This window comes from Nocardiopsis endophytica (assembly GCF_027706725.1).
GTDB lineage: Bacteria > Actinomycetota > Actinomycetes > Streptosporangiales > Streptosporangiaceae > Nocardiopsis_A > Nocardiopsis_A endophytica.
This window is the reverse complement of sequence record NZ_JAQFWQ010000019.1, coordinates 15,147-29,697: the sequence shown is the minus strand read 5'-3', so window position 1 is coordinate 29,697 and position 14,551 is coordinate 15,147. Positions and strand designations below refer to the sequence as shown.

Sequence of the window (14,551 nt, the reverse complement as noted above, 5' to 3'; positions counted from 1 at the left end):
CCGTCAGACCGCGCCGAGGACCATCGCCAGCCCGGCGCAGGCCGAGGCGAGCGTCCCGCCGCCGAGCAGCAGGGCGTGGCGGCGGCTCCGCGCGGCCTCCGGGCCGCCGGGGGCCGACCCCAGGCGCTCGATGCGCACCCGCCCGTCCGGCGGGGCGGTGATCACCGGGCGGCCGCCGCGCAGCTCCACCCGCCCGGACACCGCCACCGGGTCCCCGGGCCGCAGCAGCCACTCGCGGTACTCGAACTCGATGGTCTCGCCGCGGAACAGCCCCCAGATGCGCCCCTTGACCCGGGGCAGCAGGTCGTCCGCGGGCGCCTTCACGCCCTTCTCCGGGCGGCCGACCACGCGCTGCAGCGCCAGGTCCGCGCCGAGGACCTCGGCGTCGGCGGGGTCCACCAGCACCGGCGCCGCCGCGCCCTCCTCCCCCGGGGCGACCAGGGCGAACGGCTCCTCGGAGGCGTATTCGGCGATGGAGTCGGCGCGCCGTTCACCCTCCCCGGCCGCCGCTCCGGAGTCGACCGGCCGGTAGTGCCGCAGTACCTCGTGCCCGTGCCAGACGCAGGGAAGCCGGGCCAGGCGCGACTCGGCCGCGCCGTCGGGGCCGGCCACCGCCGCCCCGGTGAGGGACACGTCCTCGCCCCGCATCGCCGCCAGCGCGCGCGGCCGGACCCGTTCGATCCCCCGATGGGCCGCGTACCGGCGCACCGCCCGCGCGGCCAGGACGGCCAGAACCGCTGCGGCGGCGATGAGGACCGCCCCGATCACCACCATCGTCAGGTCCGTCCTCCGCTCGTCGTCCCGCTGCCGTGCCCCTCTTCTTTACCAGCTCCGGGCGACGCCGCGCCCCGGGAGCCGCTGTGGGGCGGCCCATAGCGGCGCGCCCCGCGCGGGGATGACCGGGGCACCGCTCCGGCGCCGCTACTCTCGGACATTATGCAGCCGGATCTACACCCCGATCTCGAAAAGCTGTCCTTCCTGATCGGCCGCTGGGAGGGCGTGGGCGTCGCGGGCTACGAGGGCACCGAGGAGTTCCAGTTCGGCCAGCGGGTCGAGTTCTCCTACGAGGGCGGCCCGTTCCTGGCCTACAGCGCGCAGGCCTGGCGGATGAACCCGGACGGCACGCTCGGCGAGTACGTCACCTCCGAGAGCGGCTACTGGCGGGTGCGCCCGCCGGGCACCGAGCGCCCCGAGGGCGCGGACGAGGACGTGCCGCCGGTCCACGTGGAGGCGCTGATCGCGCACCCGGAGGGCTTCAGCGAGGTCTACCTGGGCAACGTGTTCGCCAACCGGGTGGAGATGTCCACCGACGCGGTGCTGCGCACCGAGACCGGCCTGGAGGTGACCGCGGGGCACCGGCTCTACGGGCTCTTCGGGGACGACCGGGAGGTCCTCGGCTACGCGTGGGACATGGCCGCCCAGGGGCACGACCTGCGCTCCTACATGTCCGCCCAGCTCAAGCAGGCGGGCGGCGGCGAGGGCGCCGGGAGGGACTGAACCGCTCGCGCACCTCCCCATCCCTTGTTGATCTCGGGGAACACGGGGTCATACCCGCCGGTACAAGGCCGACTTCCCCGAGATCAACACGGAACAGGACAGGAAAAGGCCCCCGGGGTTCCTCCGCCTGACGGCGGGGCCGGCTGGACAAGGTCCGGCCTCCCAGGGGCCTCGGTGGTCCGCTTTGGATTCGCCAGAGGCGATCCGCGCCAACGGACGCCCTAGCGGGCGGCCACCTCGCAAGTCCTAAGAGAAATCATCTTCAGGACCACCTCCTTTCTAGCGTGGGACCGACACTACGTCCGGGGCTCCGGGAGGGGCAAAGGGTTTTTTCCACCGGGGTCGCACCGGCCCCTCCGCCCCCGCCGGGGCGGCGCCCCCGCACGGCCGCGGAGCCGTAGACTCGGTGACATGTCCCACCGCACCTGGCGGGAAGAGCTCCGCTCCCGCGGCTACCGCGTCACGCCCCAGCGGCAGCTGGTCCTGGAGGCGGTGCGCGAGCTGGAGCACGCCACCCCCGAGGCCATCGGCAACCGCGTGCGCGAGACCGCCGAAGGGCTGAACACCTCGACCGTCTACCGCACCCTGGACCTGCTGGAGCGGATCGGCCTGGTCACCCACACCCACCTGGGGCACGGCGCGCCCTCCTACCACCTCACCGAGGACGCCGACCACCTGCACGTGGTGTGCCGGGGCTGCGGCACCGCCTCCGACGCCCCGCTGGAGCTCGCCGACGGCCTGGTGCGCGGCCTGGCCGCCGACTCCGGATTCCGGGCCGACGCCCGGCACCTGACCGTCTACGGGCTGTGCCGGGACTGCGCGGCCGAGGAGCCGGACGCCGCCGGTGCGGGGACGACCGGAACGGGCGCGACCGCATAGGCTCGGGGGTATGAGCTCTCCGCTGCTGGCCCGCCCCGGGGCGGTCCCCGCCGAAGCACCCGACGCCGACGTCGCCGCGCACTACGGCGAACCCGCGCAGGAGGGGCGCGCGATGGAGCGCGCGTCCGCCTGGACCGACCGCTCCGACCGGGGGGTCGTGCGGGTCCTGGGCCCCGACCGGCTGACGCTGCTGCACAGCCTCACCAGCCAGGCGATGGAGGGCATGGCCCCGGGGACGGCCTCCGAGGCGCTGCTGATGGACGCCAACGGCCGCATCCGGCACCACATGGCGGTGCTGGAGGACGGCGAGGCGGTGTGGCTGCACACCGAGCCCGGGCAGGGCGCGGAGCTGGCCGGCTTCCTGCACCGGATGCGCTTCATGATGCGCGTGGAGGTGGAGGACCTGACCGCCGAGCGGGCCGTGATCACCCTCACCGGGCCCGACCGGGGCACCGCCCTGGAGGCGGCGGCCGACGCGGTCGGGGACGCTCCGGTGCGCCGCGCCGACGACGAGACCGACCTCCTGGTCGAGCGGGAGGCGCTGTCGGCGGTCGCCTCCGCCCTGACGGACGCCGGGGCCCGCCCGGCCGGGCTGTGGGCCTATGAGGCCGCCCGCATCGCCGCGCACCGGCCGCGCCAGGGCCTGGACACCGACGAGCGCGCCATCCCGCACGAGGCGGGCTGGGTGGGCGGCGCGGTCCACCTGGACAAGGGGTGCTACCCCGGCCAGGAGACGGTGGCCCGGGTGCACAACCTGGGGCGCCCGCCCCGGCGCCTGGTCATGCTGCACCTGGACGGCACCGCCGAGCGGCTGCCCGCGCGCGGCGCCGCCGTGGAGCTGGACGGCCGCTCGGTCGGGTTCGTCGGCACCTCGGCCCGCCACCACGAGCTCGGGCCGATCGCTCTGGGCATGGTGAAGCGGAACGTTCCGGTGGACGCCGAGTTCACCGTGGACGGTGTCGCCGCCGCCCAGGAGGTGGTGGTCCCGCCGGACACCGGGGCGAACGCGAACATCGGCCTGCGCCGCGCACCGCGATAGAAAAGTGCGTCTCCTTACCCTTCCGTGGTCTTAGCGAAACCTGTACACCGCCGGTCATTGCCCCTTCACTCGCCGCGGGTATACGCATGATGCAGGCCCGCCTTCGCCGACGGGCCATGTGACCTGGACCTGCCCACGGAGGCGATGGTGGACGGAATCGCGGCGACCCTGCACTTGATCGCGCTGGCCCTGATCGGGCTCGGCGGCTACCTGCTGCTGCGGGCGCTCAAGGCCAGACGGCACCGCCTCGCGCTGCAGAACACCCCGCTGCTGACCACCGAGGAGCTCCGGAACCTGACGGAGCTCCCCCCGGCGGTGGAGGTCACCGCCACCGCCGAGGCGGGGCCGGAGGGGGTGCTGACGGCGCCCTTCTCGCAGACGCCGTGCGTGTGGTACCGGATCGAGGCGGTGCACCACCACTACCGCACGACGGCGGGTGACCGGCTGCAGCCCGACCGGCTGCTGCTGGAGCAGTCGGAGGCCGGGTTCCGGCTGCGCGACGGCCGCGGCTCCCTGCACTGCGTGCCCTCCGGGGCCGATGTGGAGGACGCCGAGCCGCACTACGACCGGTTCGTCCCCTCGGCCGCCGCGCACGGGCGCGAGGACGTGCCCACGCGGCCGCCCTCGGCGACGGCGACGCTGGACGCCGCCGCGCCCAGCGGGCTCACCCCCGGCGTCAGCTACCGGGAGTGGGCCGTGCTGCCCGGCCAGACCCTGTTCGTGCGCGGAGCGCCGGTGCGCGGGGAGGACGGTGAGGTCCGCCTGGCCTCGTCGCCGCAGACGCCGCTCACCCTGTCCACCCGCACCCACCAGGAGCTGGTGCGCGCCGACCGCAACCGCGAGGCGCTGGGCTACACGGTCCTCCCGGCGGCGGTGGCCCTGCTGGCGGGGCTGCTGCTGCTCCTCGAAACGGGCTGACCCCCGCCAACACGCGATGATCTCGACAGAAGCGCCGTCATTCCCGCGGTCTTGACAGCACTCTCGTCGAGATCATCGCCGGGCGCGCCCTACTGCAGCGCCGCCGCCAGCCGCTCCTCGTGCAGGCGCTCGCCCCAGGCCGGGGGCAGCGGGGCCAGCTCGCCCACCCGCCAGCTCAGCAGCATGTCGGCCAGGGCGGGGTTGCGCGGCAGGGCCGGGCCGTGCAGGTAGGTGCCGAGCACCTGCCCCTGGACGGCGCCCTCGGTGCCGTTGCCGTTGCCGATGCCCACGGCCGTGGTGGACAGCGGGCGCGCCGTGGGCCCCAGCGCGGTGCGGCCCTGGTGGTTCTCGAAGCCGGTGATCCGCCCGGCGCCCAGCGCCGGGTCCACGTCGGCGACGATCTCCCCGACCGCGCGGGTGTCCCCACGGCCGCTGCGCACGTCGAGGATGCCCACCCCCGGCAGCGGGTTGTCGTCGTCGTCGCCGAAGCTCTCGCCGACGATCTGGTACCCGGCGCACACCGCGAACACCGCGGCGCCGGCCTCGACGGCCCGCTTCAGCCCGCCGTCGGAGCGGAGCCGCTGGGCGGCCAGGATCTGCGGGCGGTCCTCGCCGCCGCCGAGCAGGTACACGTCCCCCTGCTCGGGCACCGGGTCGCTGGAGAGCACCCGCACCGTCTCGGTGGGGATGCCCCGCAGCTCGGCGCGGCGCTTGAGGACCAGGACGTTGCCCTGGTCCCCGTAGGTGCTGAGCAGGTCCGGGTAGATCCAGACGATGCGCAGGGCGCTGCTCGTGTCGGTCATCTCACCTGTCCTCGTCGCCTACTGGACGCGGCCGTAGGCCGCGCGGATCTGCTGGAAGGCCGTGTAGTTGGCGATGACGTCGACCTTGGGCAGGTCGGGGCGCTCGGCCTTGAGGCGGGCGACCACGTCGTCCACCCGGTCGGCGACCTCGAAGGGCACCCCGTCGGTCTCCAGCCGCAGCGCCAGGTCGGTGCGGCGCTCGCCGAGCACGAACACCCGGCGGTCGGCCAGCACGGTGTAGTCCACGTCCCACAGCCAGGAGGTGTCCTTGCCGTCGGGGACCTGGGCGTTGACCGACAGCAGCACCGGGACGTCGGGCGGGCCGAGCACCGCGAACGACTCCAGCCACCCGGCCGGGTTCTTGGCCAGCAGCAGCCGCACCTCGGTGCCGTGGGTGACGACCGAGGTGTAGCGGCCGGCCACCGAGCGGATCTCGCGCAGGCGCGGCAGCGACTGCTTGGGGTGGATGCCGTAGGCGGCGCCGACCGCCATGGCGATGGCCGCGTTGGACCGGTTGGCGTCGCCGGGCAGGTTCAGCCGCATGCCGAATCGCACGCCGTTGGGGTCCACGACGACGTCGTCGCCGTTGTCCACCGCCCAGGAGGCCTCGGGGCGGGCCAGCCCGCACTCGGGGCACTCCCAGTAGGGGTCGGGGTCGCGCTTGAGGTGGCCGCCGCACTCGGGGCAGCACCAGGAGTCCTCTTTCCAGCGCTGCCCGGCCGACACCCAGGTGGCGTGCCGCGCGCCCAGGCCCGCCCAGGCGACCAGCGGGTCGTCGGCGTTGGCCACCACGTGGGTCTCGCTGGTGCCCAGCGCGTCCCGCCACTTCTTGGCCAGCAGGTTGATCTCCGAGGCGCGGTCCATCTGGTCCCGGCTGAGGTTCATCAGCACGGTGACCGCCGGATTGGTGGCCTTGATCACCTGCGGGAGGTACTTCTCGTCGACCTCCAGCACGCCGTTGCGCGCGTCGGGGCTGTTGGCCAGTGCGGTGATGTGCCCGGTGGGCATGTTGGCGCCCTGCTCGTTGGTGGCGATGTCGCCGAGCTCGCGCAGCGCCGCGGCGATCAGCCGCGTGGTGGTGGTCTTGCCGTTGGTGGCGCTGACCAGCGTCAGCCTCCGCCCCCGGGCCAGCTTGCCGAGCAGGTCGGGCTCGACCTTGAGGGCCACGCGCCCGCCGATGACCGAGCCGTCCCCGCGGCCGGTGGCCCGGGACAGCGACGCCGCGCTTTTGCCCAGGACGGACGCGAGCTGGGCACGCAAGGGAAGTTCGCTCATGATCCCCACTAGGTTTCTACTGGGAGCACCGGCCCGGGGCCGCCGGGGGCACCGCCGACCGCAGGCTTCGGTATCCAAGGGTATTGCCCGCGGCCCGTGGCACGCCCCACGGACACCGCCCTACCGCGCTCCGTCCGCCTCCCGGCGCCAGTCCGGCCGCTCCGGGGGCGGGCCCAGGTTCGCCGGAGGCTCCTCGTCGTCCCTGGGCGGCGGCTCGACCGGGGGAGCCTCCTCGACCGTGGACAGGGTGGCGGTGGCCAGCGTCAGGATGCCCGGGTTGGCGTCGGCCAGCACCGCGCCGCCCTCCCCCGGGACGAGCATCGCCGTCGGCGGGAGCGAGCGCAGGCCGTGCACGTCGGCGCGGAGCGGCCGCGGGTCGCCGTCGGCGTCCACCGGGGCCGCCTGGGCGGTGGCCCTGCCCCACACCGACGCGGCGCGCAGGTGGCGCGCCAGGTCCAGCGGGGCCACCGGGGCGGGCGGGGCCGTCGCGCGCACGGCCGTGGGGACCGTCGCCGCCCGCGCCGGGTCCTCGGCGTCGGCGTAGCCGTCGGCGACGCTGCCGCTCAGCGCCTCCCCGATCACCTCGGACAGCCGGTGCAGCCGCACCTCGGGCACCTCGCCGAACCACTCCACCAGGCGCGCGGCCGGGCGGGGGCCGGGCTGGCGCATCACCACCGGCATCCGGCCGGGCCCATCGACCCGCGCCATCGCCTCGTCCCCGGCCTCCGGGAAGACCAGCACCAGGCCCGCCCCGGCGCGGGCGGCCGCCTCCTCCAGGCGGTCCAGCTCGGCGGCGGGCACCGCGTCGGCGCCGCACACCGCCACCGCCCCGGTCCAGGGGGCGCCGCCCTCCCCCCGCTCCAGCAGGCGGCACAGCCCCGCCACGGCGTAGGCCCCGTAGGCGCGGGCCGCCACCTCGCCGGCGGCCCGGTCGGTGGCGACCACGCCCACCTGCGCCGCGGGCTCCTCCTCTTCCCCGGCGCGCGAGCCGACCCCCTCGAAGGGCGCCAGGTGCCGCTCCAGCTCCCAGGCGCGGTCCGCGGTGGCCCGGTCGGTACCGCAGGCCTCGCGGACGGCCGCGCGCCGCCCGGCGTCCAGCAGCCCCAGCGACGGGTCGTCGCGCACGTCGTCGCCGGGGGCGGCCACCGCGCGCAGCGCGGCCAGGACGGCGTCGGTCCCGGCGTCGGCGCCCAGCACCCCGAGCACCCGCTCCAGCAGGGCCCGGTCGCGCTCGGCGTCGGACTTGGGGTCGGCCGCCGCGGCGACGGCGGCCAGGGTGCGCGCCCGCTCCCCGGCCTCCAGGCCGGTGCCCAGGGTGAGCCGCGGCAGGTCGGCGGGGAGCACCCGCACCCGCGCCCGCGCGCCGCAGTGCCGGGCCAGCGCCACCAGGTCCCCGGCCACGGCGCGGCCGGACAGGTCGACCACGGCCAGGTCCCCGCCGTCGGCCAGGCGGGCGGCGCCCAACCCGGTGAGCAGAGCCGACCACCCGGCCTCGGTGCCGCCGACCACCACGACGGCGCGCACCCCGGCCGGCGGCTCGAAGGCGTACCAGCGCGGCTGCGCCTCGAAGGCGCGGCGGCGGGCCCGCCAGCCGCGGTACTCCTCGGCGTGCTCCTCCTGGCGGCGGCGCAGGTCCTCCTCCTCGGCGCGGCGCCGCTCGGCCAGCCGCTCCCGCTCGCGCGCGGCCCGCTCGGCCGCCACCGCGCGGCTCTGCAGCAGCGCCACCCCGATCGGGACGGCGACGACCAGGCAGGCCAGCAGGGCGGCGAAGACCAGCAGCCCGGGCAGCACGCGCAGCGGCCACAGCGCCAGGGCCAGGGCGGCGACGGCCGCCAGTGCGCACAGCGCCGCCTTCAGCGGGCGGTCGGTGGCGGCCTCGGAGCCGCGCCGGGCGGCCGCGCGGACGGCGTCGGCGCGGTCGGGGGGTGTGGGCCTTCGGGGAGGGGGGCCGGGGTCGGGCACCGGCACCGCGTGCCGCCAGCCGATGCGCACCGTCCTGTTCCGCGGGGATCGGACCGCCACCGCCGCACCTCCTGGGGGGATCACAGCGCGTGTGAGGAAATGCTGTCAGGGTGGGGGCGAGTTGTCACGACCTTGCCGGAAATGCCGCCCGCCGCCGTCAGAGGTTGAGCAGTGCGATGCCGACGGCGACGACCGCCGCCGAGACGACCTTCACGCGGCCCATTCCCTCCCGGAACACCACGGCGGCGATCACCGCGCCGAAGATGATGCTCGTCTCGCGCAGCGCGGCCACGGCCGCCAGGTCGCCCATGGTCTGGGCCCACAGCACCAGGCCGTAGGCGGCCATGGACATCACGCCGCCCAGGGCGCCGATCCGCCACACCGGGCGCAGCTGGGCGGGCAGGGCGCCGCGGCGCAGCACGACGGCGGCGATGAGGAACCACGGCCCCTCCAGCACCATGAGCCAGGCCAGGTAGGCGAGCGGGTCGCCGGAGGCGCGCACCCCGATGCCGTCCACCACGGTGTACCCGGCGATCATGACGCCGGTGAGCAGGGCGGCGCCGAGCGCGGGGAGCTGGGCGCGGCCGGGCACCCCTCCGGCGAACACCAGGGCCGTCAGCCCGGCCGAGACCACCAGCACCCCGGCCAGGTGCGCGGGGGTGAGGGTCTCGCCGACGAGCACGGCCGCGCCGATGGCCACCAGCCACGGGGAGGTGCCCCGGGCCAGCGGGTAGACCTGCCCGAAGTCGCCGAGGCGGTAGGAGAGCATGAGGAAGCCCATGTAGCCCACGTGCAGCAGCGCCGACAGCCCCAGCGCGGGCCAGGAGGCGGGGTCGGGGACCCCGGCGTAGGCGGCGGTGGCCGCCCCGGCGACGGTTCCGGCCGCGCCGATGAGCGCGAAGCCGATGAGGCGGTCGGTGACGGCGTGGGCGATGGCGTTCCAGGCCGCGTGCAGCAGGGCCGCGGCCAGGACGGCGAAGAAGGCGGTGCTGGTCATGGGATCGGACCCACCCTAGCGCCCGTGCATACGGTCCCATGATCCGGCCCATCCCGCGATGATCTCGACAGAAGTGCTGTCATTCCTGCGGTTTTGACAGCACTTTCGTCGAGATCATCGCGGGGTGGCGGGGGCGCGGGCGGAGACGACGGAAGGCGGGGCACCCTCCGGTGCCCCGCCTCCCGTGCGTTCCGGCGCGCCCTGGCGCCCGCTCGGCCTCAGGCCTCCACGCGCAGCTCCACGCGCTTGCCGACCTGCGCCTCGATGGCGTACTCGGCCGAGAAGCCCTGGGACGCCAGGACCTTCACCTTCCAGTCGCCGTCGGCGGCGAAGAACCGGAAGGTGCCCTCCTCGCCGGTGGCCACCTCGCCCACGAAGTCGCCGTCACCGCTGAGCAGCCGCGCGTAGGCGCCGCTGAGCGGGGTCCCGCCGCGCGTCACCACGCCCTCGATGACCGCCTGGTCCTTCGCCTCGCCGTCGGCGATGGCGACCCCGCCGACCGGGGCGCCGCATCCGTCCGCGCTCACTTGGCCTCCCCCAGCTCCACCGGGACGCCCACCAGGGAGCCGTACTCGGTCCAGGAGCCGTCGTAGTTCTTCACGTTGTCCAGGCCCAGCAGCTCGTGCAGGGCGAACCAGGTGTGCGAGGAGCGCTCGCCGATCCGGCAGTAGGCGATGATGTCGGAGCCCAGGTCGACCCCGGCCTCCGTGTACAGCTCGCGCAGCTCCTCGTCGGACTTGAAGGTGCCGTCCTCGTTGGCGGTCTTGGCCCACGGGATGTTGCGGGCGGTGGGGATGTGCCCCGGACGCTGCGAGGTCTCCTGCGGCAGGTGCGCGGGGGCCAGCAGCTTGCCGGTGAACTCGTCGGGCGAGCGCACGTCCACCAGCGCCTTGGTGCCGATGGCCTCGACGACCTCGTCGCGGAACGCGCGGATGGAGGCGTCCTGCTCGGAGGCGGTGTAGGAGGTGGCCGGGCGCTCGGGCACCTCCTCCACCAGCTCGCGGGAGTCCAGCTCCCACTTCTTGCGGCCGCCGTCGAGCAGCTTGACGCTCTGGTGGCCGTAGAGGCGGAAGTACCAGTAGGCGTAGGCGGCGAACCAGTTGTTGTTGCCCCCGTAGAGCACGACGGTGTCGTCGTTCGCGATGCCGCGCTCGGACAGCAGCCTCTCGAAGCCGGTCCGGTCCACGAAGTCCCGGCGGACCGGGTCCTGGAGGTCCTTCTTCCAGTCGATCTTGATCGCGTTGCGGATGTGGCCCTTGTCGTAGGCCGACGTGTCCTCGTCGACCTCGACGAGGACCACCTTCGGGTCGTCCAGGTGAGCCTCCACCCAGTCGGCGTCCACCAGGACGTCGGAGCGGCTCATGGGGAACCTCCATAAATCGGAATCGTGCAGCGGCGGTGAGAGGGGTGCGCGCACGGCGCCGCGGCCGGCCGGTGCCGGTCGGCTGTCGGGGTCGCGGGTTCTGCGGAGGACGGCTGCGGTCGTCGCCGTCCGTCCCTGCCGTGGAGCCGCAAGGTGGTGCTCCCTGTCGCGTGGGCGGCGCCGGAGGGCGTGGCGGGTCGTACGCGCGGCATCGGCGGCGTCGGGCGCCCGGGCCGACGGACGGGCCGGGGGCGCGGAGGACCGCTCTACAGGGAAGGCAGACAGAGCGCGGCGGCGACGTGGCAGTAGTCCACCGCCCGCCGCTTCGTCAGGAACGCGCCTGCCAATGATTCCACGGCACCGATCGTACGGGGCCGCCCACCGCCTTGTCACGCGTGGCCGGTGTCACAGTGCCCGCTTCCGGGCCGCTCAGGGCGCCCCGGGCCCCTCGCCGTCGAGCAGGACCGCGCCCAGAGCGGCGATGACGTCGGCCTTGCGGGGCAGGCCGGCGGCCCGGCGGCGCACCCGCCCCTCGGCGTCGACGACCAGCACGGTGGGTGTGGCGGTGACGTCCAGGCGGCGCACCAGCTCCAGGTGCGACTCGGCGTCCACGTCCACCGCCGCCACCCCGGGGACCATCGCGGCGACCTCAGCCAGGACACGGCGGGTCGCCACGCACGGGCGGCAGAACGCGGAGGAGAACTGGACCAGGGTGGCCCGTTCGCCGAGGGCCTGCCCCAGCTCGGCCGGGTCCAGCCGGGGCGCCTGCCCCGGGGGCGGGCCGGGCACGGCTACTGGGCCTGCCCGCCGACCAGCTGCACGTCCTGGGCCTCGGCCGAGACCTGGACGCCGTTGGGCAGCGCCTCGATGCCGGTGATCCTCAGGTCGAACGGCAGCCGCGGGATCTGGAAGGAGACGGTGAGCCGCTGGGCGACCTGGGCGCCCAGGTCGGTCCCGGTGTCGCCGACGCGCACGTCGGTCGGGGTGACCGTCACCGTGTCGCCCTCGGCGGAGATCTCCAGCGCCGCCGACACCGGGCGGCTGAACCCGCCCATCGACAGGTCGCCGGACATGCGCGGCTCCCCGTCCTCGGTCTCGATGACGATGCCCTCGGGCAGCCGCTGCTGCAGCTCGCTGTAGGGCAGCATCACCCGGGCGTCGGCGCTCTCGGCGACCGCGCTGGGCTCGCTCATCAGGGCCGACAGCGGCGCGTGCACGTTGCGCGCGGTCACGTCCACCCGCTCCAGCTGCACGTCGTTGGCGACCATCGCGCCGGTGACGATCGAGATCTCCGAGTAGGTCCCGCCGACCGCCTGGGTCAGGAACGGGAACCCGCCGATGGACACCTCCGGCTCGGAGGACATCTCGTACTGGGCACCGACCCGCTTGGCGATCTCGCTCTGGGCGGCGTAGTGCAGCCCGCGGTCCGCCACGGCGAGCAGGATCAGCAGGAATACGAGGACGACGAGGAATTTGCGCATCGGGGGCTTCCAGCACGCTCCGTAGGTTTCGGCGTCGCCGCGGGCCGGAGGGTCCGGCGGGCGGCGGGCCCGCGCCGGCGCCGCGGACCGTATACCGCAAGGAAGGGTACTTCACCCCCCGGGTGCCCGCCCCCGCGGCCTCACCTCGGCATCAGCATGGCGGCCAGGTGGTCCGAGGCCGCGGCGCCCTCCAGGGCGAGCTCGATGACGTTGGTCGCGGTGACGCAGTGCGCGGTGCGCCGGGCGAACTCGCGCACGTGCGGCTGCTGCTCGTGCTCCTCCATCGCCAGGTCGTCCCGGTAGATGGCGTAGACGATGCGCTGCAGCGGCGCGCTGGGCACGGTGTGGCAGGCGAAGAGCAGGGTGTCCGGCTCGCGCCGGGCCACCTCGTCCACGACCAGGTCGGCCACGTCGTCGAAGTCGTCGGCGCGCCCCTCGGCCAGCGCGTAGATGGTGATGACGCCGCGCATCCGGGAGGGGCGGCCTCCGCCCGCGGGGGCGCGGCCGCCGCGGGCGCCGCCATAGGGGTCGCCGTAGTCGTCGCGGTCGTCGTCGTAGCCGTAGTCGTCCTCCGGCTCGGCCTTGCGGCGCCTTCCGAACACGGCCTCGTCCTCCCCGTCGTCCCCGTCGTCGTCCCATTCGCCGTCCCCGCGCCGCCCGCGGCCGCCGCGGCGGCGGCCGCCCCTGCGGCGCCCCTGCGGCTCCTCGGGCGGGTTCTGCGCCCGCATGAACGCCGCCCACAGCGCTCCCAGCGCGCCCAGCATCAGCACCTGCCCGAAGATGCCGAGCCCGAGCCGGGCCACCGCGATCTCCAGCAGCACGGCGAGCGCGAGCAGCCCGGCCACCGACGCCCGGTGGCCGGGGGCGCGCCCGCGCAGCGCCGCCGCCGCGGCCCCGGCCAGCGCCAGGACCGCGAACACGTGCACCGCCGCCAGAGCGATGCCGGGGATCACGTCGTAGTGCTCCCCCTGAGGGGGGTAGCCGCCGCCGAAGTCGGACCGCACCGGGTCCAGCGCCAGCACCACCAGGGGCACCACGGCCAGCGTGGTGACCACCAGGCGGACGCCGAACCGGACGCGGGGCGAGGCCACCGCGTACTCCAGCGCGCCCCAGGCGGCCAGCAGGGGCCCGAACAGGCCCGCACCGATCTGCCAGACGCGGAAGGTCAGCCCGGAGAAACCGAGCAGCGCACCGGGGAACGCGGCGCTGAGCGCGACCGCGAGGGCGACCGCGGAACCCGCGAGCACCTTCGCGTAGGTCCCCCCGTCGCGCTGCCCGCGCGCGATCAGCGCAGCGGTGACGCTCCAGGCCACCAGTGCGCAGACGAATGCCAGTCCTACCTCGACCATCCCGCCAATGATGCTGCACGATCGGGACCGAACGGGAATCGGGCCGTTCCCCGGCCGGTCGGAGCGGCGGCCGAAGGCCCGGTCCGTGCGGGGGCGGGGGCCCACACGCCCGCCCCGACTGTGAGTTACCTCACTGCGCCGACGGCCGGGGCCGGGGCGCACCGGGGCCCAGTCACCGGGCCATAGGCTCGACGCCATGAGCGGCCGAGACCAGGGGCGGCGCCGCGCGGCCTTCTTCGACGTGGACAACACCGTCATGCGCGGCGCGTCCATCTACCACTTCGCGCGCGGCCTGGCCGCCCGCGACCTGTTCACCACCCGCGACCTGCTGCGGTTCGCGTGGGGGCAGACGGTCTTCCGGGTCGGCGGCAGCGAGCGGCCCGAGCACATCAACGCCGCGCGCGAGGCCGCGCTGGCGTTCGTCGCCGGGCACCGCGTGGACGACCTCGTCGAGCTGTGCGAGGAGATCTACGACGAGTCGATGTCCGCGCGGGTGTGGGAGGGCGCGGTGCGGCTGGTCCGGCGCCACCTGGAGGCGGGCGAGCGGGTGTGGCTGGTCACCGCCACGCCGGTGGAGCTGGCCGCGATCCTGGCCCGCCGTCTGGGCCTGGACGGCGCCCTGGGCACCGTCGCCGAGACGGTGGACGGGGTCTACACCGGGCGGCTGATCGGCGACCTGATGCACGGCCCGGCCAAGGCCGACGCGGTGCGCGCCCTCGCCGAGCGCGAGGACCTCGACCTGTCGGAGTGCTCGGCCTACAGCGACTCGTGCAACGACCTGCCGCTGCTGACGGCGGTGGGCCGCCCCAACGCGGTCAACCCCGACGACGCCCTGCGCCGCCGGGCACTGGCGCTCGGGTGGCCGGTGCACGAGTTCCGCCGCCACCGCGCGGCACTGCGCGTGGGCGTCCCCGCCGCCGCCGCAGGCGCCCTGGCCGGCGGACTCGCGGTAGGCGCCCTACGCCGCGCCAAACGGGGGTAGGGGCGG

15 protein-coding genes are annotated in these 14,551 nt (G+C 75.3%); 5 read left to right on the top strand and 10 right to left on the bottom strand.

What is annotated here, in order from left to right:
• Positions 1 to 3: 3 nt before the first annotated feature.
• The gene (locus O4J56_RS09020; protein WP_270685092.1) at positions 4 to 774 is read right to left on the bottom strand and encodes a GIDE domain-containing protein; all 771 of its coding nucleotides are present in this window, start codon (positions 772 to 774) and stop codon (positions 4 to 6) included.
• Positions 775 to 936: 162 nt separating this feature from the next.
• Here O4J56_RS09020 and O4J56_RS09015 point away from each other — a divergent pair, with 162 nt between their 5' ends.
• The 4 genes from O4J56_RS09015 (at position 937) to O4J56_RS09000 (ending at position 4,333) form a co-directional block, all read left to right on the top strand.
• On the top strand, positions 937 to 1,497 hold the full coding sequence (locus O4J56_RS09015) for a nitrobindin family protein (protein WP_270685090.1): 561 nt from the start codon (positions 937 to 939) through the stop codon (positions 1,495 to 1,497).
• 411 nt (positions 1,498 to 1,908) lie between these two features.
• Positions 1,909 to 2,376: a Fur family transcriptional regulator gene (locus O4J56_RS09010; RefSeq protein ID WP_270685089.1), complete on the top strand. Its 468-nt coding sequence runs from the start codon at positions 1,909 to 1,911 to the stop codon at positions 2,374 to 2,376.
• A gap of 10 nt (positions 2,377 to 2,386) precedes the next feature.
• Positions 2,387 to 3,415 (top strand): CAF17-like 4Fe-4S cluster assembly/insertion protein YgfZ, encoded by a 1,029-nt coding sequence (gene ygfZ, locus O4J56_RS09005; RefSeq protein ID WP_270685088.1) that lies wholly within the window; start codon positions 2,387 to 2,389, stop codon positions 3,413 to 3,415.
• Positions 3,416 to 3,559: 144 nt separating this feature from the next.
• Entirely contained in the window at positions 3,560 to 4,333 is a 774-nt protein-coding gene (locus O4J56_RS09000) for a GIDE domain-containing protein (protein WP_270685087.1), read from the top strand.
• An 89-nt stretch (positions 4,334 to 4,422) separates the two neighbouring features.
• Here the strand turns inward: O4J56_RS09000 and O4J56_RS08995 are convergent, their stop codons facing one another.
• The 9 genes from O4J56_RS08995 to O4J56_RS08955 all read right to left on the bottom strand — a co-directional run bounded on the left by O4J56_RS08995 (position 4,423) and on the right by O4J56_RS08955 (position 13,563).
• Entirely contained in the window at positions 4,423 to 5,136 is a 714-nt protein-coding gene (locus tag O4J56_RS08995; protein WP_270685085.1) for a type 1 glutamine amidotransferase, read from the bottom strand.
• Between the two features lie 18 nt (positions 5,137 to 5,154).
• On the bottom strand, positions 5,155 to 6,411 hold the full coding sequence (locus O4J56_RS08990; RefSeq protein ID WP_270685084.1) for a MurT ligase domain-containing protein: 1,257 nt from the start codon (positions 6,409 to 6,411) through the stop codon (positions 5,155 to 5,157).
• A 120-nt stretch (positions 6,412 to 6,531) separates the two neighbouring features.
• Positions 6,532 to 8,433, bottom strand: a complete 1,902-nt coding sequence (locus O4J56_RS08985; RefSeq protein WP_270685082.1) for a hypothetical protein — start codon at positions 8,431 to 8,433, stop codon at positions 6,532 to 6,534.
• Between the two features lie 97 nt (positions 8,434 to 8,530).
• Positions 8,531 to 9,370, bottom strand: coding sequence for a DMT family transporter (locus O4J56_RS08980; protein WP_270685080.1), 840 nt, complete (start codon positions 9,368 to 9,370; stop codon positions 8,531 to 8,533).
• Positions 9,371 to 9,588: 218 nt separating this feature from the next.
• The gene (locus tag O4J56_RS08975; protein WP_270685079.1) at positions 9,589 to 9,897 is read right to left on the bottom strand and encodes a DUF1416 domain-containing protein; all 309 of its coding nucleotides are present in this window, start codon (positions 9,895 to 9,897) and stop codon (positions 9,589 to 9,591) included.
• Positions 9,894 to 10,733 (bottom strand): sulfurtransferase, encoded by an 840-nt coding sequence (locus O4J56_RS08970; protein WP_270685077.1) that lies wholly within the window; start codon positions 10,731 to 10,733, stop codon positions 9,894 to 9,896. Before O4J56_RS08970 ends, O4J56_RS08975 begins: the two co-directional genes overlap by 4 nt.
• Before the next feature lie 429 nt (positions 10,734 to 11,162).
• Positions 11,163 to 11,522, bottom strand: coding sequence for a TlpA family protein disulfide reductase (locus tag O4J56_RS08965; protein ID WP_270685075.1), 360 nt, complete (start codon positions 11,520 to 11,522; stop codon positions 11,163 to 11,165).
• 2 nt (positions 11,523 to 11,524) lie between these two features.
• A complete protein-coding gene (locus O4J56_RS08960; protein WP_270685074.1) occupies positions 11,525 to 12,214 on the bottom strand; it encodes an LmeA family phospholipid-binding protein in 690 nt (229 codons plus the stop codon).
• Between the two features lie 140 nt (positions 12,215 to 12,354).
• Positions 12,355 to 13,563 carry a putative quinol monooxygenase gene (locus tag O4J56_RS08955; protein WP_270685072.1) on the bottom strand — a complete coding sequence of 403 codons (1,209 nt, stop codon included), beginning with the start codon at positions 13,561 to 13,563 and terminating at the stop codon, positions 12,355 to 12,357.
• A gap of 196 nt (positions 13,564 to 13,759) precedes the next feature.
• Between O4J56_RS08955 and O4J56_RS08950 the strand changes: the two genes are divergently transcribed.
• Positions 13,760 to 14,545 carry an HAD family hydrolase gene (locus O4J56_RS08950; RefSeq protein WP_270685070.1) on the top strand — a complete coding sequence of 262 codons (786 nt, stop codon included), beginning with the start codon at positions 13,760 to 13,762 and terminating at the stop codon, positions 14,543 to 14,545.
• Positions 14,546 to 14,551: the final 6 nt, after the last annotated feature.

Coding starts and splice junctions, on each gene's coding strand:
- O4J56_RS09020 (WP_270685092.1), bottom strand. CDS start 774: ATGGTGGTGATCGGGGCGGTCCTCATCGCCGCCGCAGCGGTTCTGGCC.
- O4J56_RS09015 (WP_270685090.1), top strand. CDS start 937: ATGCAGCCGGATCTACACCCCGATCTCGAAAAGCTGTCCTTCCTGATC.
- O4J56_RS09010 (WP_270685089.1), top strand. CDS start 1,909: ATGTCCCACCGCACCTGGCGGGAAGAGCTCCGCTCCCGCGGCTACCGC.
- ygfZ (WP_270685088.1), top strand. CDS start 2,387: ATGAGCTCTCCGCTGCTGGCCCGCCCCGGGGCGGTCCCCGCCGAAGCA.
- O4J56_RS09000 (WP_270685087.1), top strand. CDS start 3,560: ATGGTGGACGGAATCGCGGCGACCCTGCACTTGATCGCGCTGGCCCTG.
- O4J56_RS08995 (WP_270685085.1), bottom strand. CDS start 5,136: ATGACCGACACGAGCAGCGCCCTGCGCATCGTCTGGATCTACCCGGAC.
- O4J56_RS08990 (WP_270685084.1), bottom strand. CDS start 6,411: ATGAGCGAACTTCCCTTGCGTGCCCAGCTCGCGTCCGTCCTGGGCAAA.
- O4J56_RS08980 (WP_270685080.1), bottom strand. CDS start 9,370: ATGACCAGCACCGCCTTCTTCGCCGTCCTGGCCGCGGCCCTGCTGCAC.
- O4J56_RS08970 (WP_270685077.1), bottom strand. CDS start 10,733: ATGAGCCGCTCCGACGTCCTGGTGGACGCCGACTGGGTGGAGGCTCAC.
- O4J56_RS08960 (WP_270685074.1), bottom strand. CDS start 12,214: ATGCGCAAATTCCTCGTCGTCCTCGTATTCCTGCTGATCCTGCTCGCC.
- O4J56_RS08955 (WP_270685072.1), bottom strand. CDS start 13,563: ATGGTCGAGGTAGGACTGGCATTCGTCTGCGCACTGGTGGCCTGGAGC.
- O4J56_RS08950 (WP_270685070.1), top strand. CDS start 13,760: ATGAGCGGCCGAGACCAGGGGCGGCGCCGCGCGGCCTTCTTCGACGTG.